Genomic DNA, 24,998 nt, shown 5'->3' on the forward strand with positions numbered 1-24,998 from the left:
ACCGTGAACGGACTCACGTGGTCCGCTCGCCGCACGAGGCGAACGGGGAGAACGCATGTCAGCGTCGTCCCCTAACCGGACGGAACCCGCTCCCCGAGACGCGACCACCTCGATGAGCCGACCGCGCCGCGGCAGGCAGGGACTGCCGCGGAAGGAACTACTGCACGTCCTCGTCGATCCAGTCGAAGGTCTTGGTGACGGCCTTCTTCCAGAGGCGGTACTGGCGGGCGGCCTCGTCCTGGTCCATCTGCGGGGTCCAGCGCGAGTCCTCCTGCCAGTTCTGGCGCAGGTCGTCGAGGTTCTCCCAGAAGCCGACCGCGAGTCCGGCCGCGTAGGCCGCTCCGAGCGCGGTGGTCTCCGCGACGACCGGTCGGACGACCGGGACGCCGAGGATGTCGGCCTGGAACTGCATGAGCAGGTTGTTGGCGATCATTCCGCCGTCGACCTTGAGCTCCTGCAGGGGGACGCCGGAGTCGGCGTTGACCGCGTCCAGGACCTCGCGGGTCTGGAAGGCGGTCGCCTCGAGCGCGGCGCGGGCGATGTGGCCCTTGTTGACGTAGCGGGTGAGGCCGACGAGGGCTCCGCGGGCGTCGGAGCGCCAGTAGGGGGCGAACAGACCCGAGAAGGCGGGGACGAAGTACGCGCCTCCGTTGTCCTCGACCGTGGCGGCCAGCGCCTCGACCTCGGGGGCCGAGCCGATGAGGCCCAGGTTGTCGCGCAGCCACTGGATCAGCGAGCCGGAGACCGCGATCGAGCCCTCGAGCGCGTAGTGCACCTCGCCGTCGCCGAGCTTGTAGCCGATGGTGGTGAGCAGACCGTTCTTCGAGTGGACGATCTCGGTGCCCGTGTTGAAGATCAGGAAGTTGCCGGTGCCGTAGGTGTTCTTCGCCTCGCCCGGATCGAACGCCGCCTGGCCGAAGGTCGCGGCCTGCTGGTCGCCGAGGATGCCGGCGATCGGGACCTCGCGCAGCAGCGACGAGGACTCGACGTGGCCGTAGACCTCGGAGGAGGAGCAGACCTCGGGGAGCATCGACTTCGGGACCCCGAAGGCCTCGAGGATGTCGTCGCGCCACTCGAGGGTCTCGAGGTCGAGGAACAGGGTGCGGGAGGCGTTGGTGACGTCGGTCTTGTGGACGCCGCCGTCGATGCCGCCGGTCAGGTTCCAGAGGACCCAGGTGTCCGTCGTGCCGAAGATCAGGTCGCCCGCCTCGGCCTTCTCGCGAGCACCCTCGACGTTCTCGAGGATCCAGACGATCTTGGTGCCGGAGAAGTAGGTCGCGAGCGGGAGGCCCACGATCGACTTGAAGCGGTCAGCGCCCTCGTCGCCCGCGAGGCGGTCGACGATCGACTGGGTGCGGGTGTCCTGCCAGACGATCGCGTTGTAGACCGGCTTGCCGGTCGTCCTGTCCCAGACGACAGCGGTCTCGCGCTGGTTGGTGATGCCGACGGAGGCGATGTCGTGGCGGGTCAGGTCGGCGCGGGAGAGAGCCTGGCCGATCACCTCGCGGACGTTGTTCCAGATCTCGATCGGGTCGTGCTCGACCCAGCCGGCGCGCGGGAAGATCTGCTCGTGCTCCTTCTGGCCGGTGGAGACGATCGATCCCTTCTTGTCGAAGATGATCGCGCGGGACGACGTGGTCCCCTGGTCGATAGCGATGACGTAGTCAGCCATGAATGATTACTCCTTCGTAACGGGGGTGAAAGGAAGCGCGGCGGTCTAGAGGACCGGGAGCAGCACGAGCGAGGCGAGGCCCGCGAGCACTCCACCGACGATCGGGCCGGCGACGGGCACCCAGGCGTAGCTCCAGTCGCTCGAGCCCTTGCCCTTGATCGGCAGCAGCGCGTGCGCGATGCGGGGGCCGAGGTCGCGGGCGGGGTTGATGGCGTAGCCGGTCGGGCCGCCGAGGGAGGCGCCGATCGCGATCACCAGGATGGCGACGGGCAGCGCGCCGAGCGCGGCCAGACCGCCGTCGCCCTGACGTCCGCCGCCGAAGCCGATGACGACGAAGACGAGGACGAAGGTGCCGATGACCTCGGTGACGAAGTTCCAGCCGTACGAGCGGATCGCCGGGCCGGTCGAGAAGACGCCGAGCTTGTTGGCCGCGTCGGGCTCCTCGTCGAAGTGCTGCTTGTAGGCGAGCCAGCAGAAGACGGCACCGAGGATCGCACCGATCATCTGGGCGAGGATGTAGACGAGGATCGAGACGATGTTGACGGGCACGCCGGAACCGAACTCGGTCGCTCCACTCGCGACGAGGCCCAGGGTGACCGCGGGGTTGAGGTGCGCCCCCGAGTTGTACGAGACGATCACACCGGCGAAGACCGCGAAGCCCCAGCCGATGTTGACCATGAGGGTTCCGCCGTTGAGACCCTTGCTCTTCACGAGCGCGACGTTGGCGACGACACCGCAGCCGAGGAGCACGAGCATGGCCGTTCCCACGACTTCGGCGAGGAAGACCACTCCGAGATTGTCCACGTTGACCTTTTCCTTTTCGTAAGACGGACGCGCACAGGCGTCCGCGGCGGGCTTCGATGCCCAACGGTGTGAAGTTATCGGCGCCCTGTCCTAGCGACAAGGAACGGCGCGTGCACGTTTGTGCGTTGTCACGACGGAAGCCCCGGTCGAGGTGATCCTCGGTCCGGGGCTTCCGTCGATCCGCGCCTGATCGCCGATCAGGAGGCGGGCACGGCCGTCGGGGTCTGCACCGAGGTGCCCCCGACGTCGACGCCGTTGTACTCCTTGAGGTGCGCGATGGTCGCGTCGACCTCCGACGCGCGGGCGGCGTCGTCCCAGCCCAGCACGGCGCCCGTGTGCTCGGCGAGCTCCTCGAGGAGCTCGCGGCTCAGGCCGCCCGTGAAGGCGTGGTTGGTGCGGCGCATCACCAGGTCGATGAGGTGCACCACGCTCTCGCGCTGGGCGAGGTAGCGGATCTCACCGGTGGTGAAGTCCTTGTCGAAGTCGAGCGCCTCGTCGTGTCCGTCGGCCAGGGCCTCGATGACCTCCTGCGCGCGGGTGCCGTAGCGCTCGAGCAGCTGGCCCGTGCGGGCCGAGGAGAGCCCGGAGCGGTGCTGGCTGATCCACTGCGCGCGGGACGCGTCGGTGCGCGGGAAGCCCTTGCCGCCTCCGATGGGGGTCTTCACGGTGGAGACGCGACGGGTCACGCCGATCCGCTTGAAGACCTCGTTCGAGAGGTGCTCCGACAGGGCGCGGAACGTCGTCCACTTGCCGCCGACCAGGCTGAGCACGGGCGAGCCGTTGCCGGGGAGCGTCGAGGGCTCGATGCGGTAGTCGCGGGAGACGAAGCCCGGGGCCTCGTCGTCGTGGCGGGGCAGCGGGCGGATGCCGGAGAACTTGAAGACGATCTGCGAACGGTCCACGCGGATGGCCGGGAAGACGTGGTTGACGAGCTCGAAGAAGTAGTCGATCTCCTCCTCCGTGCACACCGCCGGCTTCGTGGGGTCGGCGTCGATGTCGGTCGTGCCGACCATCACGCGGCCCTTGAGCGGGTAGATGAGGACGATGCGTCCGTCGCTGTGCTCGAAGAACATCTCGCGACCCTCGCAGGCCTCGACCAGCTCGGGGTTGTCGAGCACGATGTGCGAGCCCTTGGTGCCGCCCATGAATTTCGTGGACGTGCCGAGGGCCGTGTTGGTGAAGTCGGTCCACGGTCCGGAGACGTTGACGACGACGTCCGCCGCGAAGGTGAACTCCTCGCCGGACTCGCGGTCGCGGAGGACGACGCCCTTCTCGTCGGCGCCGACGGCCTCGACGTAGTTGGCCGCGCGGGCCTTCCTGCCGCCGATCAGCGCGTCGTGGAGCACGTCGAGCGCGAGGCGCTCGGGCTCGTGCACGGAGGCGTCGAAGTAGGTGGCGGTGTACTTGATCTTCGGGTCGAGCTTGGGGAGCTCGTTCAGCGAGCGCTTGCGCCCGTGGAACTGGTGGCGCGGGACCGTGCCGCCGTCGCGGGAGAAGAAATCGTACATCGTGAGGCCGACCTTGATCAGCAGCGCACCGCGCTCCTGCGGCTTGCCCGACTTGTGGGTCAGGAAGCGCAGCGGAGCCGCGAGGATGCCCGAGAACGTCGAGTAGATCGGGATCGTCGTCTGCAGCGGCTTCACGTAATGGGGAGCGATCTTCAGCAGGCCGTTGCGCTCGTGCACGCCCTCGTTGACGAGTCGGAACTCGCCGTTCTCGAGGTAGCGGATGCCGCCGTGGATCATGTGGCTCGAGGCGCTCGAGGCACCGGAGACGTAGTCGCCGCGCTCGACGAGGGCGACGTCGACGCCGTTGAGCGCGAGCTCGCGGAAGGTCCCGATGCCGTTGATGCCACCGCCGATGACCAGGACCGTGGCGCGGGGGTTGTCGCGGAGAGCAGCGACGCTCTCGCGCAGAGCGGAGTTTCCGGGAGTTCCGTCGGACTGTGCCACTTCGTACTCGCCTTCGTGTCGTAGGGGTGTCGTCGAGGCCTCCGCACCAGCGTGCACCGGGGAGATGACCGATTGATTTCGCGGAGGAATACAGCCATCCTTGACCCGACAACACATCCGGTCAAGACGGGTGGAAATCCGTGCAGGGAGCGCTATGACCCCGGTGAGACCGGTCGTCGAACTCGACGAGACGACCCACGCGACCCATCCCGACAAGACGCGGGACGCGCTGCGTGCGGCCCAGCTGTACTACATGCAGGATCTGACGATGGACGCGATCGCGCACGAGCTGCACACGTCGCGCTCCTCCGTCTCGCGCCTGCTCTCGCACGCCCGCGCGACCGGCCTGGTCGACATCCAGATCCGCTCCCCCCTCGACCGGGCGAGCGCCCTCTCGGCCGAGGTGCGGTCCCACTTCGACATCACGGCGCACATCGTGCCGGTGCCGGACCACACCAGCGAGATCGACCGGCTCGAGCGGGTCGCCCTGTCCGCAGCGAGGATCCTCGGGCAGTTCATCGACTCGAACATGATCGTCGGCATCGCCTGGGGCTCCACGATGAGCGCGATCAGCCGCCACCTGATCGCCAAGGAGACGCACAACACGCAGATCGTGCAGCTGAACGGCGCCGGCAACACCGAGACCACGGGCATCAACTACTCGAGCGAGATCCTCCGCCGCTTCGGCGACGCCTACGCGGCGAAGGTCCAGCAGTTCCCGGTGCCGGCGTTCTTCGACGACCCGACCACCAAGCAGGCGGTGTGGCGCGAGCGCTCCACCCGACGGGTCCTGGAGCTGCAGCAGCGGATGGACGTGGCGCTGTTCGGGCTCGGGTCGCCGTTCGCGGCGGTCCCCTCGAAGGTCTACATCGGCGGCTACCTGGAGCCGAGCGACTTCACCTCGCTCAGCGGCTCCGGGGTCGTCGGCGACGTCGCGACGGTGTTCTACCGGTCCGACGGCAGCTGGGACGACATCCCCATGAACGAACGTGCAAGCGGTCCGGACCTCTCCACCGTGCGCCGCGCGTCGCGCCGGATCTGCGTGGTCTCGGGGGCCTCCAAGCTGCCCGGCCTCCGCGGCGCCCTCGCCGCGGGCCTGATCACCGACCTCATCCTCGATGAGGGCACGGCCCGCGCCCTCATCTCGGACTGACGTCCGCGCTCCCCTCCCTCTCCCCCGCCGCGAGATGCCACTTGTGACGCTTCCGTCCGGCGTGTCGCCAGCACAGGTGGCATCTCGCGAGGGTCGTCAGAGCGCGAGCGCGCGGCAGACCCGGGCGGCGGTGGCGTCCGGGTCGAGCATGCCCGAGGCCCGCACTCGGACGACCCGGTAGCCGAGGGCCTCGATCGCTTCGATCCGGGCGATGTCGCGCTCGTACTGTGCACGATCGGTGCGGTGGTGGTCACCGTCGTACTCGACGACGACGCGCGCGATCCGGTAGAGCATGTCGACCCGAGCGACGAAGCACCCGTCGGCATCGGACAGCTCCACCTGCAGCTCCGGCTCGGGAAGCCCGGCCCTGACCAGCAGGAGCCGCAGCAGGGTCTCGCGGGGCGACTCCGCCCCGACCCGGAGGTGGCCCGCTGCTTCGCGTGCTCGCCGGCCGCCACGCCCGCGGAACCGCGCTGCACGCTCCGTGAGGACCGGGAGGTCGACCCGCAGGCCGCGCCTGCGTCCCTCGTCATCAGGGAGGACGATCGCGTCGCCGAGGACGATGAGCTCGTCGAGACGGCGGGAGTCGGCCAGGTGGCAGAAGGTCGAAGCGGGGTCGGCTGCCGGGTATCGCGTTTGCACCACGGCGACCGCCTCGTCCCAGAGATGGTGTGACCGCACGCCCACCCGTCGGGCGGCTCGCATCGGAGGAGCGACCGAGACGTCGAGCGGACTCGTCGCGGTCATCCGCCGATCCGGCAGGCCCAGCAGATGCGCTGCCGTGCCGTGGGAGAAGAACTCGCCCGGCCGCATCACAGCGGAGAACGCGGCGATCCGCTCGTCGACATCGGCCGGCTCAAGCGCTGCACGGGCTCCCCGGAACACGGCGACCGGGTAGTCTCGGACGAGACCGTGTCGCGACTGCCCGCTCGTCGATGCATTCATGACCCCGGGGTGCTGCTGCTCGCTCATGCCCCGCAGGGTGCCCGATCCGCCGCCCACCCCGCTCGCGTTCTCCACACCCCCTCCTGCGAGATGCCACCTGTGAGGGCGACACGCCGGAGGAGACCGTCACAAGTGGCATCTCGCGGAAGGGGAAGGGTGAGGCGAGAGCGGGTCAGGACTCGCGGGCGTGCGCGTCGAGGAACTCGTAGACCTCGGCGTCGTCGATGCCGGGGAAGGTCCCCGACGGCAGCGGCGCGAGCACGTGCGCGTGCAGGCGCGCGCTCGGCCAGGCGTTGCCGTCCCAGCGCGCGGCGAGCTCCGACGGGGCGCGTCGGCAGCAGGACTCGTCGGGGCAGCGGGAGAGCTCGCGGCGGTCGGTGTCGCGGCCTCGGAAGAAGCGGGCCTCGGCGAACGGGACGCCCACGGTGATCGAGAACTCCTCGGTGGCGGTCGTGCCGGTCTGCGACGCCGACCAGAAGGTCCCCGCCGGGGTGTCGACGTACTGGTAGTACTCCGTCGTCCGGTTGGTCCGGGTGAACGCGGAGCGCGCCGACCAGTAGCGGCAGACCACCTGGCCCTCGACGGCCCCGGTGACGTCGGTCGGCAGCGGCAGCCCGTCGTTCTCGTAGGCCTTCTGGATCGAGCCGTCTCCCAGCACCCGCAGGAAGTGCATCCGGATGTCGAGGTGCGAGGTGAGCAGGTTCGTGAAGCGCAGGGCGGCGGCCTCGTGGGTGACGCCGAAGCCGTCGCGGAAGTCCTCCACCGAGATGTCCCGCTCGCGCTTCGCCTCCTGGAGGAACGCGACCGCCGGCTCCAGCGGCATCAGGCACGCGGCGGCGAAGTAGTTGATCTCGAGGCGCTGGCGGAGGAAGTCGGCGTAGGTCACCGGCCGCTCGTGCCCGAGGAGGCGGTGCGCCATCGCCTGCAGCGCCAGCGCCCGCAGGCCGTGCCCCCCGGGGATCGAGGCGGGCGGGAGGTAGATCCTGCCGTTCGCGAGGTCGATCACCGAGCGGGCGGAGTGCGGCAGGTCGCCGACGTGGATGATCTCGAAGCCGAGGTGCCGGGCCATCTTCGAGACGGAGCTGTGGGTCAGTGCTCCTCCGCGGTGCCCGACGGTGCGGAGCATCTCGCCCGCCACCTCCTCGATCTCGGGCAGGTAGGAGCTGCGCTCGCGCAGCTGGAGCCGCTGCGCGGTGTTGGCCCGGCGCGCCTCCTCCGGTGTGGCACTCGCCTCGCTCCGGCGACGGGCGAGCTCGCGGTAGACGCCGAGGAACGCCTCCAGCACGGGCGTGCTCAGCCCCTTGTTGACCTTGAACTCGGGCAAGCCGAGCGAGCGGTACAGCGACCCCTTCTGCACGCGCGCCAGCTCGATCTCCAGCGCGGCCCGCTCGCTCGGCGGCTCGTCCGAGAGCAGCGCCGCCAGCTCGACGCCGAGCGCGGCCGCGAGGCGCTGCAGGAGGGAGAGGCGCGGCTCGCGGCGGCCCGTCTCGATCAGCGAGAGCTGGCTCCCCGACACGTCGACGCGCTCGGCGAGCTGCCCGAGGGTCAGTCCGCGCCGGGTGCGGAAGTGGCGCAGGCGCTGCCCGAGCAGCACGGCGTCGGAGCCCGGGGCAGGTGTCGAGGGATCGGTCACGGCGAGCTCCAGCGGTCGGTTGTGACGGAAGCGCAAAAAGGCGGTTTCTTGACCGCCTGAGCGCCGGGAATACCTCCTGATCCTCCTCCATCCTGGCTTCAGGCGCCACCGAGCGCCCCTCCCGGCCCGGCCGGCCTCTTCCCGGCTGCGGCCGGCGACTCCCCACCCCCGTCGACGACGACCACCGAAAGCGGAGCCAGCATGAGCATCTACAGCAACACCGTCCGACTCGAGCCGAGCACCATGACCGCGCCGACGTCCGTCCCCGCGCCCGTCGTGCCGCCGGCGCCCCTCGCCCTCCGCCGCTGGGTGCGCGAGACCGCCGCGATCCTCCAGCCCGACGCGATCGAGTGGAGCGACGGCTCCCCCGCGGAGTGGTACCGCCTGACCGAGCGGCTCGTCGCCTCCGGCACGCTCCTCCCGCTCAATCCGGAGTGGCGGCCCGGCTCGTTCCTGGCCCGCACCGACCCGGACGACGTCGCCCGGGTCGAGGACCGCACCTTCATCTGCACGACCGACGAGGCCGACGCGGGACCGACCAACAACTGGCGCGAGCCCGCCGCGATGAGGGCCGAGCTCGCTCCCCTCCTCGACGGAGCGATGCGCGGACGGACGATGTACGTCGTCCCGTTCTCGATGGGGCCCGTCGGCGGTCCGCTCTCGCAGCTGGGCGTCCAGGTCACCGACTCGGCCTACGCGGTGCTGAACCTGCGGATCATGGCGCGCGTGGGCTCCGAGCCGCTGGCCGCCTTCACCGAGGAGACCCCGTTCGTCCGCGGCGTGCACACCGTGGGGCTGCCCCTCCGCGACGCGGACGGCGTCACCCGCGAGGACGTCGCCTGGCCGTGCAGCCCCGTGAAGTACATCACCCAGTTCCCGGAGACGCGCGAGATCGTCTCGTACGGCTCCGGCTACGGCGGCAACGCCCTGCTGGCGAAGAAGTGCTTCGCCCTGCGCATCGCCTCGGCGATGGGGCGCGAGGAGGGCTGGCTCGCCGAGCACATGCTGCTGATCCGCATCGTCTCGCCCGAGGGACGGCGCTACCACGTCGCCGCCGCCTTCCCGAGCGCGTGCGGCAAGACCAACCTCGCGATGATGCAGCCCGCGATCCCCGGCTGGCGGGTCGAGACGCTGGGCGACGACATCACCTGGATGCGCCGCGGGGAGGATGGACGCCTCTGGGCGATGAACCCCGAGACGGGCTTCTTCGGCGTCGCTCCCGGCACCGGGGAGAGCTCGAACCCGAACGCCGTGCAGACGCTCTGGGGCAACACGATCTTCACCAACGTCGCGCTCCGCGAGGACGGCGACGTGTGGTGGGAGGGCCTGACCGACGAGGTCCCGGAGCGGCTGACCGACTGGCGCGGGCAGCCGTGGACGCCGGCGTCCGGCACGCCCGCCGCGCACCCCAACTCCCGCTTCACCGCGCCGGCCGCGCAGTGCCCGTCGCTCTCCGCCGACTGGGACGCCCACGAGGGCGTGCCGCTGGACGCGATCGTCTTCGGGGGCCGACGGGCGAGCAACGTCCCGCTGGTCACGCAGGCCACCTCGTGGCAGCACGGCGTCTTCCTGGGAGCGACCGTCGCCTCCGAGAAGACCGCGGCCGCGGAGGGCACGGTCGGGGAGCTGCGCCGCGACCCGTTCGCGATGCTCCCCTTCTGCGGCTACAACATGGCCGACTACTTCGCGCACTGGCTCGCGATCGGCGCGGAGCTCGGCGATGCGGCGCCTGCCGTGTTCCAGGTCAACTGGTTCCGGAAGGACGCGGACGGCGAGTTCCTCTGGCCCGGCTTCGGCGAGAACGCGCGGGTGCTGCAGTGGCTCGTCCGCCGCCTGGAGGGGCTGGCGGAGGCGCGGCGGAGCCCCCTCGGCGACCTGCCGGTCGCGATCAACACGCACGGGCTCCGGCTCTCCGCGGCCCAGAAGGAGGAGCTGTTCTCCGTCCCTGTCGAGGCGTGGCTGGAGGAGTGCGCGCTCACGGAGGAGTTCTTCACGCGGTTCGGCGACCGGCTGCCGCCCGAGCTGACCGCCGAGCTCCAGGCCCTGCGGCTCCGGCTCCTCGCCGAGAAGCTGCCGCTGGCGGCCTGATCCCCCTGACCGAGCCGGCTCCTGCCGGACACCCCTGTGGCCCGCGGGCGGATCATCCCCCTTTCCTCGCACCCCCGCGGGTCCACTCCCCCCTTCCGCTCCCACGACGACGGGCACCATGACCGACCGCATCACGCTCCGCTTCCTCGCCGCCCCGCAGGACGCCACCGCCGACGGCCGCAGCGCCCAGGCCGGCCGCGTCCTCGAGTGGATCGACAAGGCCGGCTACGCCTGCGCCGTGGGCTGGAGCGGTGGCTACTGCGTGACGGCGTACGTCGGCAACGTCCACTTCACCCGGCCCATCTCGGTCGGCAACCTGATCGAGGCGACCGCCCGCGTCATCCACACCGGGCGCACGAGCATGCACGTGCTGGTGCAGGTCGCGCAGGCGGATCCGCGGACCGGCCTCTACGAGGACGCCACGCACTGCCTCCTCGTGTTCGTGGCCGTCGACGACGAGAAGAGGCCGCGGTCGGTCCCGGAGTGGCGGCCCCGCTCGATCGAGGACCTGTCCCTCGCCGAGGGCGCCGCCGCGCGCATCGAGGGCCGCCGGAGGCTGCATGACGTGATGCGCGCCCAGGAGTACACCGAGGAGGGCACCGGTCCGCGGATCGTGTTCCGCTTCCTCGCGGCACCGGGAGACGTCAACTGGGGCGGCAACGCCCACGGCGGGATCGTGATGCGCTGGATCGACGAGGCGGCCGACGCGGTCGCGCAGCGCTGGACCGGCCGCGACTCTGTGGCCGTCTACTCCGGGGGGATCCACTTCTACCGTCCGGTGCGCATCGGGCACCTCGTCGAGGTGGAGGCGCGCCTCATCCACACGAGCGCCCGGAGCATGCACCTGGCGGTGCACGTGCGCTCCGGGGACCCGCGGACCGGCGAGCTGGAGCTGACCACGCAGTGCCGGAGCGTCTTCGTGGTGCGGGGCTCCGACGGGGCGGCCGAGCCGGTCCCGCCTCTCGAGCTGCGGACCGAGGAGGACCGGCGTCTGGACGCCCATGCGCGCGAGCTGATCCTCCTGCGCGCGGCGCTGCCGCCGCTCCCGCTCGCGGGGACGGCCGGCGCTAGGGTCGGAGCGTGAAGCTGCCGATCCTCGTCCTCAACGGCCCGAACCTGAACCTGCTCGGCACCCGCGAGCCCGAGCTCTACGGCTCGGACACCCTCGGCGACGCCGAGGCGCTGGCGGCGGAGGCGGCCGAGCGGCACGGCTTCACGGTCGAGACCTTCCAGAGCAGCTCGGAGGGCGCGATCGTCGACCGGCTGCACGCGGCTCGCGGCTCCGTCTCGGGAGTGGTGCTCAACGCCGGGGCGTACACGCACACGTCGATCGCGATCCGCGACGCCGTCCTCGCGACCGAGCTGCCGATGGTCGAGGTGCACGTGAGCAACGTGCACCGGCGTGAGCCGTTCCGGCAGCACTCCTACCTCTCGGACGTCGCGATCGCCGTGATCGTCGGCGCGGGGATCGCCGGCTACGGCTACGCGGTGGACGTGCTCGCGCGAGCGGCGGAGAAGCGATGAGCGGCCTCGGACGCTCCTTCGGCAGCGCGGTCGACGCCTACGACCGCGGGCGGCCCGGCTACCCCGACGACGCCGTCGACTGGATCGTGGGGCACGCCCCCGCGCGAGTGGCGGGCGCCTTCGTCCCGGAGCGGGCCCGCGCGGCGGGAGCCGACGCCTCCGATCGGCTGCGCGCCGTGGACCTCGGCGCGGGAACGGGCAAGTTCACCGCGTCGCTCGCGTCCCGCGGCCTCGACGTGACCGCGGTCGAGCCCGACGCGGAGATGCTCGCGCGGCTCGCCTCGAATCTGCCGGGGGTCCGCCCCGAGGAGGGGACGGCCGAGGCGATCCCCGCCGCGGACGCCTCCGCGGAGCTCGTCACCGCCGCGCAGTCGTGGCACTGGGTCGACGCCGAGCGCGCGGGAGCCGAAGTCGCCCGCGTCCTGGTGCCGGAGGGCGTGCTCGCGCTGGTGTGGAACATCCGCGACGAGTCGGTCCCCTGGGTGCGCCGGCTCGGCGAGGTCGCCGGAGCCTCCACCGCCGAGCGCTTCGAGACGCTCCGGCCGCCGCTCGGCTCCGCTCTCGAGCGGGTGGCGTTCGCGGCCTTCGAGTGGTCCTTCGAGCTGGACCGAGCCGGGGTGCGGGACATGTTCGCGTCCCGCAGCTCCGTCATCGCGATGCCCGACGAGGAGCGCGCCGCGGTCCTCGCGGCGGTCGACGCCGTGGTGGACGAGGAGTCGGGCGGGAGCGGGACCGTCGCGATGCCGTACTCGACGCGCGTGACGATCGCGCGCCGCTCCTCCTCCGCCTGACTCCGCGCCGCGCGCCGCGGACCGCCCCGCCCGCCGACTACCCTCGGAGGGCGCCGCACCGGCGCGAGCACCGAGAGCACGAGGAGAGACGCACGTGAGCATCATCGCCGCCGCAGACGGGTCCGCACTGGGCAACCCCGGCCCCGCCGGCTGGGCCTGGTACGTCGACGACGAGCGCTGGGCCGCGGGCGGCTGGTCGCACGGCACGAACAACATCGGCGAGCTCACCGCGGTGCTCGAGCTGCTGCGCGCGACCGCGCAGGAGGAGGAGCCGCTGCACATCCTCTGCGACAGCCAGTACGCCATCAAGGCCTGTACCGAGTGGCTGCCGGGCTGGAAGCGGAAGGGCTGGCGCAAGGCCGACGGCAAGCCGGTGATGAACGTCGAGATCATCAAGGCGCTCGACGAGGAGCTGCAGGGCCGGGCGGTCACCTTCGAGTGGGTGAAGGGGCACGCCAACCACCGGATGAACGAGGCCGCCGACGTCCGCGCCCGGAGCGCCGCGACCGCCTACCAGCGCCGGCAGCCCGTCGACGCCGGACCCGGATGGCCGACGGCCGCCGCCGTGCCTGCCGCGGCCGCTGCGCCCCCCGTCGAGGACTCCGCCACCCTCTTCTAGCCGCGTTCCCCCTGGGGCAGCCGCAGCAGCCCCGTCGCCACCAGCTCGCGCACCCGCGGCAGCACCGAGTCGGACACCGCCTCCTCCTCGACCTGGAGGAGCGAGGCGACCGCCGCCGCGATCGCCGCCACCGAGAGCTCGCCGTCGCAGGCGCCGACCACGGCGGCGAGCGCCGTGTCGACCTCCTCGACCCGGGCGAACCCGCCGCCCTGGCGCAGCCGCAGCACCGTCGGATCGTCGTTGCCCGGCCAGTAGTGCCGCTCCTCCGTGACGTCTCCGGCGACGACCAGGGCGAGACCCGCCAGAGCGCGATCGTCGATCGACGCGAGGGCCTGGGCCGCATCGAGGCAGGCGGCGAGGTGGCCGCCCAGGCCCGCGGTCGCCATCGGCGTGGTGATGCGCTCGAGGCGGCGGATCGGCGGGCGGGGCTGCTCGGGCAGGCGGAGCGTGACGTAGCCGAAGCCGACGCCGGTCACCCCGCGCCGCTCGAAGTCGGTCAGCCAGGCGTCGACCAGCGCGTCGAACGCGGGGCCGCGGGTCGTGCCGCCGTCCCGGATCCAGGTCTCGGCGTAGACCGCCGGATCCTGACGCTCGCGCTCCACGACCCAGACGTCCAGAGGAGAGGCGGTCCCGCCCATCCAGGCGTCGAGCCCCTCGGGCCCCGCCTCGAGCGCCTGCTCCAGCGGGCTGCGGGCGTCGGCGAGCCAGTCCGCGATCCGGTCGAAGGCGTCCGCGCCCTCCCGGTACTCCCAGTTCCCCAGGAGCTGCGCGACACCGCCGGGCACCAGGTGCTCGGCTGCTCCGAGGATGACGCGGCGCACGATCTCGTCGCCCTCCAGCCCGCCGTCGCGGTACTCGTAGGAGGGGACGCCCTCGGCTCGCGGCGTGATGACGAACGGCGGGTTCGTGACGATGTGGTCGAAGCGCTCCCCCGCGACCGGCTCGTAGAGGCTGCCGAGGCGGAACTCGATGTTCTCGATCCCGTTGAGCGCCGCGGTGAAGGAGGCGAGCGCGAGCGCGCGCTCGGAGATGTCGGTGGCGACCACCTGCTCGGCGTGGCGGGAGGCGTGCAGCGCCTGGATCCCGCAGCCGGTCCCCAGGTCGAGCACGCGGCCGACGGGTCGCTGGATCATCAGGCCGGTCAGCGTGAGGCTCGCGCCGCCGACGCCGAGCACGTGGTCCTCGTCGAGCGCGCGGCCGAGGGCGAGCTCCCCGAGGTCGGAGGCGATCCACCAGGAGGCCGCGCCGCGCTGGTCGACCACGTCGTAGGGGCGCAGGTCGAGGGCCGCGGTGACGACGGCTCCGGCCTCGACGCGCACCAGGCCGAGCTCCACCGCCCCCTCCAGCGCGAGAGCGCCGAACGCCTCGTCCGCGTCGTCGGCCGAGACGGGATCGGCCAGGAGGAACAGGCGGGCGAGGGTGGCCAGCGCGTCGTGGTCGCCGCTGCGCTCGAGGGCGCGGCGGGCGGGGACCCGGTCGCCGCGGTGCAGCGCCTCGGCCGCTTCGTCGCCCCAGAGCCCCCGCACGGCGTCCACGCCGTAGCGGGCGCGGATCAGATCGTCGCGCAGGAGGGCGATACGGGCTCGGTCGAACGGGTCTGCGGAGAACACCGCTCCATCCTCCTGCACGCGGGTCGGCCACCGGGGCCGCCGCGGCCGTACGATCGGAGGCATGCCGCTGACCGGAGAGTACGAACCCAGCACGTCCGAGTGGGCCCGCGAGCAGGCGGAGCTCTACGAGCGGACCGGCGGAGCCGAGGGGAACCTCCTCCGCGGCCGCCCCATCATCGTCCTGACCACCGTCGGCTCGAAGAGCGGGAAGCTCCGCAAGACCGCGCTGATGCGCGTCGAGCACGAGGGCGAGTACGTGGTCGTCGCGTCCAAGGGCGGCGCGCCCGAGCACCCCGTCTGGTACGGCAACATGCTCAAGGAGCCGCACGTCGAGCTGCAGGACGGGCCCGTGAAGAAGGACTACGCCGCGAGCGTGCTCGAGGGCGATCTGCGCGCGGCCTGGTGGGAGCGCGCGGTCGCCGCGTGGCCGGACTACGCCGAGTACCAGACGAAGACCGAGCGGCAGATCCCGCTCGTGCTGCTCACTCCCTGGTCCTGAGCGCGGCGGGCGGCTCGGCCCGTCGCTGAGGCGGCCGTCCTCCGGTCGAGGTCGCGCCGCACGGCAGGCGCCTCACGTGGGCGGCGAGCCCAGCGGATCCCGTCCGGCCTCAGACCCGGGCCGCGATGAGGTCGAGCACCTTCGGGCTCGAGAGCAGCGCGAAGTGGCCGACCACCGAGACCGCGATGTTCTCGCGCGCCCCGGCGAGGCGGCTCCCTCCGGGGATGTACTGGTCGCGCATCCCGTAGATCGACGTGATGCGCGCGTCGGCCTCGCGCTCAGCCAGCAGGGTGCGGATCAGCGGGCGGTGGGGTGCGAACTCCCGGAGCGCCCGCGCCGGGGCGATCCGTGCGAGCGACGAGCCGTTGAACGGGGTCGAGACGGCGATCATCCGCTCGATCCGCCCGTCCTCGCGGTCGTCGACGACCATCATGTGCTTGCCGATCAGGCCGCCCTTGCTGTGCGCGACGACGACGACTCCGCGCAGATCGTGCTCGCGCAGGTAGTCCTGGCCGAGTCCGGCCGACGCGACGATCGGCCGCGTGTTGTAGCCGAGCGCGGGCAGCACGTGGATCGGATGGCCCGCCGCGTGCAGCCTCTCGGCGATGGGCCGGAGGAACTGCCACGTCTCGTAGATGCCGGGGATGAGCAGCACCGGAGCGCCGTCGCCGGACGCGTACCGCGACACGTCCCAGCCCTCCCGCAGGTGCACGAAGCGCGAGCCGTAGGCGTAGCGGTAGTCGCGGAGGTACGCGCGCCGCAGCGAGGTCGAGCGGCGCGGGCGGGCGGAGTCACGTGCCGGCATGGGCCCGCTCCAGCTCCGCGATGTCGAGGCGGCTCATCGCGAGCATCGCCTGCAGAGCGCGCGCGGACGCCTCGGAGTCGGCGCCTCCGAGCAGACGCGGGAGGACCTCCGGCACGATCTGCCAGGACAGCCCCCAGCGGTCGCGGAGCCAGCCGCACCGGCTCTCCTCGCCGCCGTCCGCGATCAGGGCGTCCCACAGCCGGTCGAGCTCGGACTGGCCGCCGACGGTCACGACGATCGAGACGGCCTCGGTGAACGGGAACCGCGGCCCGGCGTTGATCGCCTGGAACCGCTGCCCGTCGAGCTCGAACGTCACCGACAGCACCTCGCCGGGCGACGGAGAGCCCTCCGGCAGCACCTGGCTTCCGGTGATCCGCGAGTTCGGCACCAGCTCCGTGTAGAAGCGCGCTGCCTCCCCCGCGCCGTCGTCGAACCAGAGGAAGGTGCTGACCGCGCCCATCGGAGTCTCCGTCCTGCGCGGGAGGGTCTCCGCGGCTCCCTCAGTGTGCCGCGGAGGCGCGCTCCCCGCGACGGATCACAGCGGGTTGACGCCGAACGCCGTGGCCAGCTTGTCGATCTTCTTGGCGCGGCCCAGTCGGGGCAGGTCGCTGCCGTCGCGGATGACGCGGCCGCGGGCCTCGAAGTCGTCGAGGAAGTCGCGGGCCCAGGCGACGTCGGACGGCGTCGGGCTGATGACCTCGTTGATCACGGCGAGCTGCTCGGTGTCGAGGCAGAGCTTCCCGGTGAGGCCGAGCGAGACCGTGAGCGCGGACTGCTCGCGCAGCACGGGGTGGCTGTTCGAGACTGTCGGGCCGTCGATCGGGCCGGGCAGGTCGCCGATGCGCGAGGCGACGACCAGGCGCGAGCGCGGGTAGGCCATCGCGAGATCGTCGGCGCTGGTGCCGGTGTCGCGGCGGTAGTCGCCGCTGCCGAACGCGAGGCGGAAGGTGCCGCGGGCGCGGGCGATCGAGACCGCCTCCTCGATGCCGAGGGCGGACTCGACCAGGGCGAGCACCGGGGTGGAGCCGCCGAGGCGATCGAAGGTCTCGGTGACGTGCTCGGCGGCCTCGGTCTTGGCGAGCATGACGCCGGCGAGGCCGGGCAGGCCCTTCAGCGCGTCGACGTCGTCGGACCAGAACGGGGTGGAGTGGTCGTTGATGCGGACCCAGGCGCGCTTCTCGCCGGTCAGCCACTCCGCGACGTCGGTCCGCGCGTCGGGCTTCGCCTTGGGGTCGACCGCGTCCTCGATGTCGAGGACGATCTGGTCGGCGCGGGACGCGTGCGCGGCGTCGAACGTCTCGGTGCGGGTGGCGTTCACCAGCAGCCAGGAGCGCGCGATCTCGGGGGCGACGTCGCGCCCCTTCCGCTTCGCGATGGCGGTGGTGGTGGTCTCGGGCAACGTCACGTTCGGGTCCTCTCGGTGGCGCGGTCCTCGCTCCGCGGACGCCACCGCTCTGCGACGGCGCCGGGGACAAGGGTAGCGGCTCCCCGTCGGCGGGGCTCCGGGCACTCCGGCGTCTCTCCACTCCGGGGCTGCGACGCCCCGAGCGCTCCGGATCAGCGGCCCTCCGGGCGCTCCCACAGCGTCAGCACCGTCGTCGGCACCCGGATCCGCTCGCGCGCGACGAACCCCGCCTCAGCGAGCACCGCGTCCGCCTCGCCCTCCGGCAGCGCCTGCCAGACCCGGTCCTCCCCGGCGAGCGCGGCGCGCAGCGCCTGGCCCTCCAGCAGGACGTCCGAATACGTGCCCGTCGTCCTGTACGGAGCGGCGAGGGCGACATCGTCCACGCCCGCGAACGCCTCCGGGTAGGCGGCGAGCGCCAGGCGGGGCCGGAGCGAGACCGTCCCGGAGGAGCCGAGGAGGACGGCGTCGCCCGAACGGGCCCGCTCCTCGACGGCGGCCGCCAGACCGCGGAGGTCCTGCCCGGCCGGCTTCCCGGTGACCGTGCGCATCTGCACGAGGACCGGCAGGGCGGCCACCGCGATCAGGGCGAGGAGGGCGACGCCCGTCCGGGCCCTGAACGAGTCGAGCGCGAGGCCGAGGAGGACCGCGAGAGCGGGCGTGCTCGACGCGAGGTAGCGCGGGGTGAACATCGGCTCGACGAGGAGGGTCCCGAGCACCAGCACCGCGGTCGGCAGCACGATCCAGAGGACGAGGGCCGGCAGGAGCGGCCCGCGCAGGCCGCCCCGCACCGCGGCGACCGCGAGGAGCGCGACGGCGATCCCGGCCAGCCACCACGCGGATCCGAAGAACGGCTCGACCAGGACGGTGAACGCGGTCACGGGCTGCAAGCGGAGCCAGCCGACCTGGCCGCTCTGCCCTGCGGCGAGGAGCAGCACCGGCACGGCGCCCAGTGCCGAGAGGGCGCTCGCCGGGAGAGCCCGCACGGCACCCCGGGGCGCCGCGGCCGCGGCGAGAGCGACGAGAGCCGGCAGCACCAGCACGGAGTAGAGGAACACGGCGTCCGCCAGACCTGCGACGGCCGCGAACGCGGTCCAGCGCAGGGCGCCTCCGGAGCGGGCCGCCCGCACGACGAGGACCGCCGCTCCCACCACGAGCGCGGTGGCCAGAGCGGAGGATCGCGCCTCGGTCCCCGAGAACGAGGACCGCGGGAGCAGCACGAGCACCGCGGCGGCGAGGAGTGCTGCCCGGGGCCGGTCGAACGATCGCAGCAGGACGACGACGCCCGCCGCCGCCGCTCCCGTGGCGAGAGCGGACGGCGCCCGCACCGCGAGCTCCGACTCCCCGGCGATCGCGATCCAGCCGTGCATCAGCAGGCCGTAGACCAGGTGCACCGCGTCCTTCTCCTGCACGAAGGCGAGGAGCTCCCCCACCGGGAGCCGCGCCAGGCGGAGGGTCGCGGCCTCGTCGTTCCAGTAGGAGGGGATCCAGGAGCCGACGAGGGTCAGCGCGGTGGCGAGGGCGAGGATCGCGCTCGCGGGCAGGGTCCGGAGCGCGCGCATCCCGCCAGCGTAGAGGCCGGGCTCAGCGCGCCGAGCGCTCGGCGAGACCCTTCGCGTACGCGGCCTGGCCGACGTGCTGCGTGTCGTCGTCGATCACCGAGACCAGCCGCACCCCGAGGGTCACCGGCGGATCCCACTGCTCGTCGACGACGCGCTCGAGGTCCTCGTCGCCGAGCGTGTCGAGGAGGGCGAGCGTCTGCCGGTGCACGGCGTCGGCGTACTCCGCGAGCAGCGCGGCCGGCACCGCGGCGAGCGCCGCCACCTCGGCCGGCTCCTGCCCGTAGCCGGTCTCGTCGGGCCCGAAGGGCAGGCCGGACCGGCCGTGGAAGCCGTCGGCCGTCCACACCTGCTCGTGGCCGGCGAGCGGGGCGAGGTGGTCGTCCTGCACCCGGACGAGATGCCAGACGAGCCAGGCGGGCGAGTTCGAGCGGGCGTCCGCGCGGAACGCGAGCTGATCGGGGGTGCTGTCGTCGAGGACGGCGTGCACGTTCTCGTGCACCCGGCCGAAGGCGTCGCGGAGGAGGTCGATGGCTGCGCTCATGCCGCCAGCCTGCCGCTCCCGCGCCCGGTGCGGCACCCCTTCCGCGCGCCTCGGAGGAAGTGCGGAGGCGGGTGCCCGATACTCGGCCCGTGACCTCCGGATCCTCGAACCTGGCGACGAAGCCGTGGCTGACCTCCTACGCGGAGGGCGTGCCCGCCGAGATCGACCCTCCCACCCAGACCCTCGTCGACCTGCTCGAGGACTCGGTCGCGCGGTACCGCCGCGGCACCGCGCTCGAGTTCTTCGGTGCCGAGACCAGCTACGCCGAGCTCGGCGAGCAGGTCGCGCGGGCGGCGGAGGGCCTGCGGCGCCTGGGCGTGCGCGCCGGCGACCGCGTCGCGCTGGTGCTCCCGAACTGCCCGGAGCACGTGGTGGCGTTCTACGCCGCTCTCCGCCTCGGAGCGATCGTGGTCGAGCACAACCCGCTCTACACGCCGCGCGAGCTGCGGCGGCAGTTCGAGGACCACGGCGCCCGGTTCGCGGTCGTCTGGGACAAGATCGCCGACGTCGTCGCGACCATGCCCGCCGACCTGGGCATCGAGCGCGTCGTCTCCGTCGACCTCACCCGCTCCTTCCCGCTCGGCAAGCGCCTGGCGCTGCGGCTCCCCCTGCCGTCGGTGCGCCGGTCGCGCGAGAAGCTGACCGCGACCCCCCGCAGCCGCTCCCTGGTGCCCTTCGCGTCGCTGCTGAAGAACCGCCGCATCGCGCGCTCGCACCCCCGCCCGGTCCTCGGCGACACGGCCCTGCTGCAGTACACGAGCGGCACCACCGGCACGCCCAAGGGCGCGATCCTCTCGCACGCGAACCTCCGCGCGAACGCCCTGCAGGGCCGCGCCTGGGTGCCGGGCCTGCGCGAGGGCGACGAGACGTTCTACGCGGTGCTCCCCCTGTTCCACGCCTACGGGCTGACGCTGTGCCTGACCTTCGCGATCAGCATCGGCGCGAAGGTCGTGCTGTTCCCGACCTTCGACGTCGGCCTCGTGAAGGCGGCCGCGAAGTCGTCGCCGCCCACCTTCCTCCCCGCGGTGCCGCCCGTGTACGACGCGCTGGCCCGCGCCTCCGAGCGCCACGAGCTCGATCTGCGCGGCATCCGCTTCGCGATCTCGGGAGCGATGAGCCTGCCGGTCGCGACGGTCGACCGCTGGGAGCGCGCGAGCCGGGGACTCCTGGTCGAGGGCTACGGAATGACCGAGAGCTCGCCGGTCGCCCTCGGGAACCCGGTCGGCCCGACCCGCCGGCCCGGCACGGTGGGCGTGCCGTTCCCCAGCACGACGATCCGCCTCGTCGACCCCGCCGATCCGTCGCTCGACCGCGGCCCGGGCGAGTCCGGCGAGCTCCTGCTCCGGGGGCCGCAGGTGTTCCAGGGGTACTGGAAGCGGCCGGAGGAGACGGCCGAGGCCCTCCTCCCCGGCGGCTGGCTGCGCACGGGCGACATCGCGACCGTCTCGGCCGACGGCTTCGTGACGATCGTCGACCGGGCCAAAGAGCTCATCATCACCGGCGGCTTCAACGTCTCCCCCTCCGAGGTCGAGGGAGTGCTGGAGTCGCACCCGGACGTGACGCGCGCGGCCGTCGTCGGGCTCCCCCGCGAGGACGGCGGCGAGAGCGTCGCGGCGGCCGTGGTCCTGCGGGCCGGGACGGCCGTGGATCCGGAGGCGCTGCGCGACTTCTGCCGGCTGCACCTGACGCCCTACAAGGTGCCCAAGCGGATCGTCCCGGTGGACGAGCTGCCGACCTCGCTGATCGGCAAGGTGCTGCGCCGCCAGGTGCGCGAGAGTCTGCTGGACTGAGGCGACCGGAGCGGGCGGTGGCCCGCGAGGAGGAGGACGACATGGCGAGGATCGTGCAGTACGAGCGGATCGGCGGGCCCGAGGTGCTCGAGACCGTCGAGGCGCCGGAGCCCGAGGCGGGGCCCGGAATCGTGGTGGTCGCCGTCCGCGCGGCCGGTGTGAACCCGATCGAGTGGAAGGTGCGCTCCGGCCTGCGCCCGAGCCCGCCGATCGACGGTCCGCGGAGGCTCGGGTCGGACGGCTCCGGCGTGGTCTCCGCCGTCGGTCCGGGAGTGACCGGTTGGAGCGTCGGCGACCGGGTCATCGTCAGCGGCGCCACCGGCACCTACGCGACCGCCGTCGCGGTCTCCCCCGACTCCCTCGATCCGCTCCCCGACGGACTCGGCTTCGAGGAGGCGGCCGCGCTCGGCATCCCGGTCTCCACCGCCTACCAGGCGGTGGTCTCGCTCGGCGTCGCGGAGGGATCGACGTTCGTCGTCCACGCGGGCGCCGGAGCGGTCGGCCGGGCGGCGATCCAGTTCGCCGTCGACCGCGGAGCCCGGGTGATCGCCACGGCGAGCCCGGCGAACCACGAGGCGCTGCGCGCGCTCGGAGCGGTGCCGGTCGCCTACGGGCCCGGACTGCTCGAGCGGCTGCGTGCCGCGGCGCCCGAGGGCGTCGACCGCGTGCTCGACGCGGCCGGGACGGACGAGGCGCTCGCCGCCTCGCTCGCGCTGGTGGAGGATCCGCAGCACGTCGGAACGGTGGTCGCCGGTCCTCGGGCGGCCGAGCTGGGCATCCGGGCCTGGAGCGGCGGCAGTCCCGTGCCGCTGACCGAGGAGGAGCAGCGCCTCCGCCGCGAGGGGGTGCCGCTGGCCGCCCGGCTGGCGAGCGAGGGGCGCTTCGCGGTCGCGACAGGTCCGCGCCTCCCGCTCGAGCAGGCCGCAGAGGCGCACCGGCTCAGCGAGGACGGCCACGTCCGCGGGAAGATCCTGCTCGTTCCCTGACCCGGGCCGGCATCCGGCATCCGTCTCCCCACCGCTTCCCCCGCTCTCACCGTCGAGAAGGAGTCCCCGTGTCCACTGACGACACCACCCCCGTGATCCTGGGGGGCGCCCGCACCCCGTTCGCCCGCTTCTCCGGAGCCTTCGCGCCGCTCTCGGGCGTCGAGCTCGGCGCCGCTGCCATCCGAGGGGCTCTCGAGCGCTCGGGCGCCTCCGCGGCCGACGTCGACGCGGTCGTGCTCGGCCAGGTGATCCAGGCCGGAGCCGGTCAGGGCCCCGCCCGGCAGGCCGCGGTCCTCGCGGGTCTGGGCTGGGACGTCCCGGCGGTCACGATCAACAAGCTCTGCCTGTCGGGTCTCACCGCGGTGATCGACGCGGCGCGGATGATCCGGCTCGGCGAGGCGCAGGTGGTCGTCGCCGGAGGGCAGGAGTCGATGACCAACGCGCCGCACCTCCTGCTCGGATCCCGCTCGGGCCTGGGTGTCGGTCCGCGTCCGCTCGAGGACGCACTCCTCCACGACGGCCTGCTCGATCCGTTCGACCGCCGCCTGATGGGGAGGGTGACCGACGACGGCAACGCCGCACGGGGCATCCGCCGCGAGCGCCAGGACGCCTTCGCCGCGCTCTCGCACCAGCGGGCCGCCGCGGCACGGTCCACCGGCGTGCTCGCCGAGGAGATCGTGCCGGTCGCGGTTCCGCAGCGGCGCGGACCGGACCTCGTCGTGTCCGCCGATGACGGGATCCGGGAGGACAGCACGGTCGAGACGCTCGCCCGGCTGGCCCCCGCGTTCTCGCCCGAGGGCACGATCACGGCGGGCAGCTCGTCCCCGATCACGGACGGCGCCGCCGCGCTGGTCGTCGTGTCCCGCGGCTGGGCCCGCGAGCGCGGACTGCCCTGGCTCGCGACCGTCGCCGAGCACGGGCAGGTCGCCGGACCGGACAACTCCCTGCATTCACAGCCGTCGGCGGCGATCCTCCGGGCGCTCGGCCGCCGCGGTGCAGCGGTGTCCGACCTGGACCTGATCGAGATCAACGAGGCGTTCGCCTCCGTCGTCCTCCAGTCGGCGGACGATCTCGGCGTCGAGCCCGAGGCGGTCAACCCCGACGGCGGGGCGATCGCGCTCGGCCACCCTGTGGGCGCCTCCGGAGCACGGCTGGCCCTGCACCTGGCGCTGGCCCTCCGGCGCCGGGGCGGCGGTCTGGGCGTCGCCGCGCTCTGCGGCGGAGGCGGCCAGGGCGAGGCGCTGATCCTCGAGGGCTGACCGGCGGTCCGCCCCCAGGAGCGCGTCGGCGCCTCCGGCTACGCTCGCGGGATGAGCATCCTGAGCGCCGACGGCCTCGCCTTCGTCACCGAGCGCCACCTGGCCACCCTCTCCACCCCCGGCCGCCAGGGCCGCCTGCACGTGGTCGCCGTGGGCTTCACCTACGAGGACGGTGTCGTCCGCGTCATCACCTCCCGCGAGAGCCAGAAGGTGCTCAACGTCCGGCGGGGCGGCACCGCGACGGTCGGGCAGGTCGACGGCATCCGGTGGCTGAGCCTGGGCGGTCCGGCGACGATCGAGGAGGAGCCGGACGCCGTGCAGCACGCCGTCGAGCTCTACTCCCAGCGCTACCGCACCCCGCGCCCGAACCCCCTCCGCGTCGCCATCCGCATCGACGTCGACTTCGCCCTCGCCTCCTCCGGCCTGCGCGCGGAGTAGCCGGGTGGCCCGCGGCGACGCGCTGGGCGGGGGCGGCGCCGTCTCCTCCCTCCGCACCTACCGCTACGTCCGCCTCTCCCTGGTGGCGGCCGTGGTGCTCCTCACGGCCGGCCTCGTCCACCAGCTCGTCGTCGGAGGCCCGCTGCGCTCGATCAGCGCCTCGTACTACACCCCGGTCCGCTCCCTCTTCACCGGGGCGCTCTTCGCGGTCGGCGTCGCGCTGGTCGTCCTCGCCGGGAGGAGCGTGCGGCGCTTCCTCCTGCTGCTGGCGGGCATGACGACGCCGGTCATCGCGATCGTGCCGGTGCCCCTCGCCTCGGAGGAGCTGCAGCGCCTCCAGGGAGCGGTGTGCCCGGCGGGAGGGGCGTCGTGCCTTCCCGCGACGGCCGCGGGTGAGGTCGCCGCCTCCCTGCCCGCCTACCTGGTCACGGCCGCGGCCGTCCTCGTCGCCTCCGTGATCCTGCTCGCCCTCGACCGGGTCCTCGACCGCTGGGCGCTCGTCCGCACCGCGATCGCCGCCGCCCTCCTGATCGCTCTGGCGGCCTGGAGCACGCTCCCGTCGTTCCTGCGGCTCGGCCACTACGCCGCCGCCGGCGTCTTCTTCCTGCTCATCGCCGTCACCGCGGGTCAGCACGCCGTCGCGGTGCGCGAGGAGGGAGCGAGCGGGCCGGGGACGCCGCGCTTCTACTCCCGCTGCTACGCCGTTCTCGCGGTGCTGATCGCCGCGGTCGATGCGGCGCTGGTGCTCCTGCTTCTCACGGGGCGGGGAGCGGAACTTCTCGGCGAGCAGTGGCTCCTGCTCGGCGAGGCCGTCGCGCTCGCCCTCTTCGGGATCTTCTGGGTGCTGCAGACCGTCGAGAACTGGGACCGTCCCGACGTGCTGCTCGTCGCGCGGGGCTGAGGGGGCCGGTGGCGGCCCCCTCAG

Annotated in this window: 23 protein-coding genes; 12 read left to right on the forward strand and 11 right to left on the reverse strand. The window is 72.9% G+C overall.

The window, feature by feature from the left end; all coding sequences use genetic code 11:
- Nucleotides 1–157: 157 nt before the first annotated feature.
- From glpK to C5C49_RS03185, 3 genes are all read right to left on the reverse strand, one after another.
- On the reverse strand, nt 158–1,672 hold the full coding sequence (gene glpK, locus C5C49_RS03175; protein ID WP_104226427.1) for a glycerol kinase GlpK: 1,515 nt from the start codon (nt 1,670–1,672) through the stop codon (nt 158–160).
- Between the two features lie 45 nt (nt 1,673–1,717).
- Nucleotides 1,718–2,428 carry an MIP/aquaporin family protein gene (locus tag C5C49_RS03180; RefSeq protein WP_374952909.1) on the reverse strand — a complete coding sequence of 237 codons (711 nt, stop codon included), beginning with the start codon at nt 2,426–2,428 and terminating at the stop codon, nt 1,718–1,720.
- Between the two features lie 245 nt (nt 2,429–2,673).
- Nucleotides 2,674–4,428, reverse strand: coding sequence for a glycerol-3-phosphate dehydrogenase/oxidase (locus C5C49_RS03185; protein WP_258061232.1), 1,755 nt, complete (start codon nt 4,426–4,428; stop codon nt 2,674–2,676).
- Between the two features lie 154 nt (nt 4,429–4,582).
- Between C5C49_RS03185 and C5C49_RS03190 the strand changes: the two genes are divergently transcribed.
- Complete coding sequence (locus tag C5C49_RS03190) at nt 4,583–5,581, forward strand: sugar-binding transcriptional regulator (RefSeq protein ID WP_104223198.1); 999 nt, start codon at nt 4,583–4,585, stop codon at nt 5,579–5,581.
- Nucleotides 5,582–5,677: 96 nt separating this feature from the next.
- Here the strand turns inward: C5C49_RS03190 and C5C49_RS03195 are convergent, their stop codons facing one another.
- Nucleotides 5,678–6,553, reverse strand: a complete 876-nt coding sequence (locus tag C5C49_RS03195) for an endonuclease domain-containing protein (RefSeq protein ID WP_219814565.1) — start codon at nt 6,551–6,553, stop codon at nt 5,678–5,680.
- A 145-nt stretch (nt 6,554–6,698) separates the two neighbouring features.
- The gene (locus C5C49_RS03200; RefSeq protein WP_104223199.1) at nt 6,699–8,159 is read right to left on the reverse strand and encodes a helix-turn-helix domain-containing protein; all 1,461 of its coding nucleotides are present in this window, start codon (nt 8,157–8,159) and stop codon (nt 6,699–6,701) included.
- Nucleotides 8,160–8,402: 243 nt separating this feature from the next.
- Here C5C49_RS03200 and C5C49_RS03205 point away from each other — a divergent pair, with 243 nt between their 5' ends.
- The 5 genes from C5C49_RS03205 (at nt 8,403) to C5C49_RS03225 (ending at nt 13,181) form a co-directional block, all read left to right on the forward strand.
- Nucleotides 8,403–10,247 carry a phosphoenolpyruvate carboxykinase (GTP) gene (locus tag C5C49_RS03205; RefSeq protein ID WP_104345427.1) on the forward strand — a complete coding sequence of 615 codons (1,845 nt, stop codon included), beginning with the start codon at nt 8,403–8,405 and terminating at the stop codon, nt 10,245–10,247.
- Between the two features lie 118 nt (nt 10,248–10,365).
- Complete coding sequence (locus C5C49_RS03210; protein WP_104345388.1) at nt 10,366–11,331, forward strand: acyl-CoA thioesterase; 966 nt, start codon at nt 10,366–10,368, stop codon at nt 11,329–11,331.
- Nucleotides 11,328–11,771, forward strand: coding sequence for a type II 3-dehydroquinate dehydratase (gene aroQ, locus C5C49_RS03215; protein ID WP_104345389.1), 444 nt, complete (start codon nt 11,328–11,330; stop codon nt 11,769–11,771). The genes C5C49_RS03210 and aroQ overlap by 4 nt, the downstream gene beginning before the upstream one ends.
- Nucleotides 11,768–12,562 (forward strand): class I SAM-dependent methyltransferase, encoded by a 795-nt coding sequence (locus C5C49_RS03220; RefSeq protein WP_104261096.1) that lies wholly within the window; start codon nt 11,768–11,770, stop codon nt 12,560–12,562. Before aroQ ends, C5C49_RS03220 begins: the two co-directional genes overlap by 4 nt.
- A 94-nt stretch (nt 12,563–12,656) precedes the next feature.
- Nucleotides 12,657–13,181: a ribonuclease H gene (locus C5C49_RS03225; protein ID WP_104232847.1), complete on the forward strand. Its 525-nt coding sequence runs from the start codon at nt 12,657–12,659 to the stop codon at nt 13,179–13,181.
- On the opposite strand, the gene C5C49_RS03230 is transcribed toward C5C49_RS03225, so the two are convergent.
- On the reverse strand, nt 13,178–14,791 hold the full coding sequence (locus tag C5C49_RS03230) for a methyltransferase (protein ID WP_258068360.1): 1,614 nt from the start codon (nt 14,789–14,791) through the stop codon (nt 13,178–13,180). The two genes, C5C49_RS03225 and C5C49_RS03230, sit on opposite strands and share 4 nt — an antisense overlap.
- Before the next feature lie 61 nt (nt 14,792–14,852).
- On the opposite strand from C5C49_RS03230, the gene C5C49_RS03235 reads away from it, so the two are divergent.
- Complete coding sequence (locus tag C5C49_RS03235; protein ID WP_104223205.1) at nt 14,853–15,290, forward strand: nitroreductase family deazaflavin-dependent oxidoreductase; 438 nt, start codon at nt 14,853–14,855, stop codon at nt 15,288–15,290.
- Between the two features lie 109 nt (nt 15,291–15,399).
- Here the strand turns inward: C5C49_RS03235 and C5C49_RS03240 are convergent, their stop codons facing one another.
- The 5 genes from C5C49_RS03240 to C5C49_RS03260 form a co-directional block, all read right to left on the reverse strand.
- Nucleotides 15,400–16,095 carry a triacylglycerol lipase gene (locus tag C5C49_RS03240; RefSeq protein ID WP_104223206.1) on the reverse strand — a complete coding sequence of 232 codons (696 nt, stop codon included), beginning with the start codon at nt 16,093–16,095 and terminating at the stop codon, nt 15,400–15,402.
- Entirely contained in the window at nt 16,082–16,555 is a 474-nt protein-coding gene (locus C5C49_RS03245; RefSeq protein WP_104329315.1) for a VOC family protein, read from the reverse strand. Before C5C49_RS03245 ends, C5C49_RS03240 begins: the two co-directional genes overlap by 14 nt.
- Nucleotides 16,556–16,630: 75 nt before the next feature.
- Complete coding sequence (locus tag C5C49_RS03250) at nt 16,631–17,494, reverse strand: CoA ester lyase (RefSeq protein WP_208543400.1); 864 nt, start codon at nt 17,492–17,494, stop codon at nt 16,631–16,633.
- A gap of 158 nt (nt 17,495–17,652) precedes the next feature.
- The gene (locus tag C5C49_RS03255; protein ID WP_104345391.1) at nt 17,653–19,059 is read right to left on the reverse strand and encodes a glycosyltransferase family 39 protein; all 1,407 of its coding nucleotides are present in this window, start codon (nt 19,057–19,059) and stop codon (nt 17,653–17,655) included.
- Nucleotides 19,060–19,081: 22 nt separating this feature from the next.
- Nucleotides 19,082–19,600, reverse strand: a complete 519-nt coding sequence (locus C5C49_RS03260) for a DinB family protein (RefSeq protein ID WP_104223209.1) — start codon at nt 19,598–19,600, stop codon at nt 19,082–19,084.
- A gap of 89 nt (nt 19,601–19,689) precedes the next feature.
- On the opposite strand from C5C49_RS03260, the gene C5C49_RS03265 reads away from it, so the two are divergent.
- The 5 genes from C5C49_RS03265 to C5C49_RS03285 all read left to right on the forward strand — a co-directional run bounded on the left by C5C49_RS03265 (nt 19,690) and on the right by C5C49_RS03285 (nt 24,974).
- Nucleotides 19,690–21,390 (forward strand): long-chain-fatty-acid--CoA ligase, encoded by a 1,701-nt coding sequence (locus C5C49_RS03265; RefSeq protein WP_104345392.1) that lies wholly within the window; start codon nt 19,690–19,692, stop codon nt 21,388–21,390.
- Between the two features lie 41 nt (nt 21,391–21,431).
- Nucleotides 21,432–22,376, forward strand: coding sequence for an NADP-dependent oxidoreductase (locus C5C49_RS03270; protein WP_104345428.1), 945 nt, complete (start codon nt 21,432–21,434; stop codon nt 22,374–22,376).
- 68 nt (nt 22,377–22,444) lie between these two features.
- Nucleotides 22,445–23,635 carry an acetyl-CoA C-acyltransferase gene (locus C5C49_RS03275; RefSeq protein WP_104232853.1) on the forward strand — a complete coding sequence of 397 codons (1,191 nt, stop codon included), beginning with the start codon at nt 22,445–22,447 and terminating at the stop codon, nt 23,633–23,635.
- A 51-nt stretch (nt 23,636–23,686) separates the two neighbouring features.
- On the forward strand, nt 23,687–24,073 hold the full coding sequence (locus tag C5C49_RS03280) for a pyridoxamine 5'-phosphate oxidase family protein (protein WP_104223212.1): 387 nt from the start codon (nt 23,687–23,689) through the stop codon (nt 24,071–24,073).
- Nucleotides 24,074–24,077: 4 nt separating this feature from the next.
- A complete protein-coding gene (locus C5C49_RS03285) occupies nt 24,078–24,974 on the forward strand; it encodes a hypothetical protein (protein ID WP_104345393.1) in 897 nt (298 codons plus the stop codon).
- The last annotated feature ends 24 nt before the right edge of the window (nt 24,975–24,998 follow it).

It is taken from the genome of Rathayibacter sp. AY1E2 (assembly GCF_002932325.1).
Lineage (GTDB): Bacteria > Actinomycetota > Actinomycetes > Actinomycetales > Microbacteriaceae > Rathayibacter.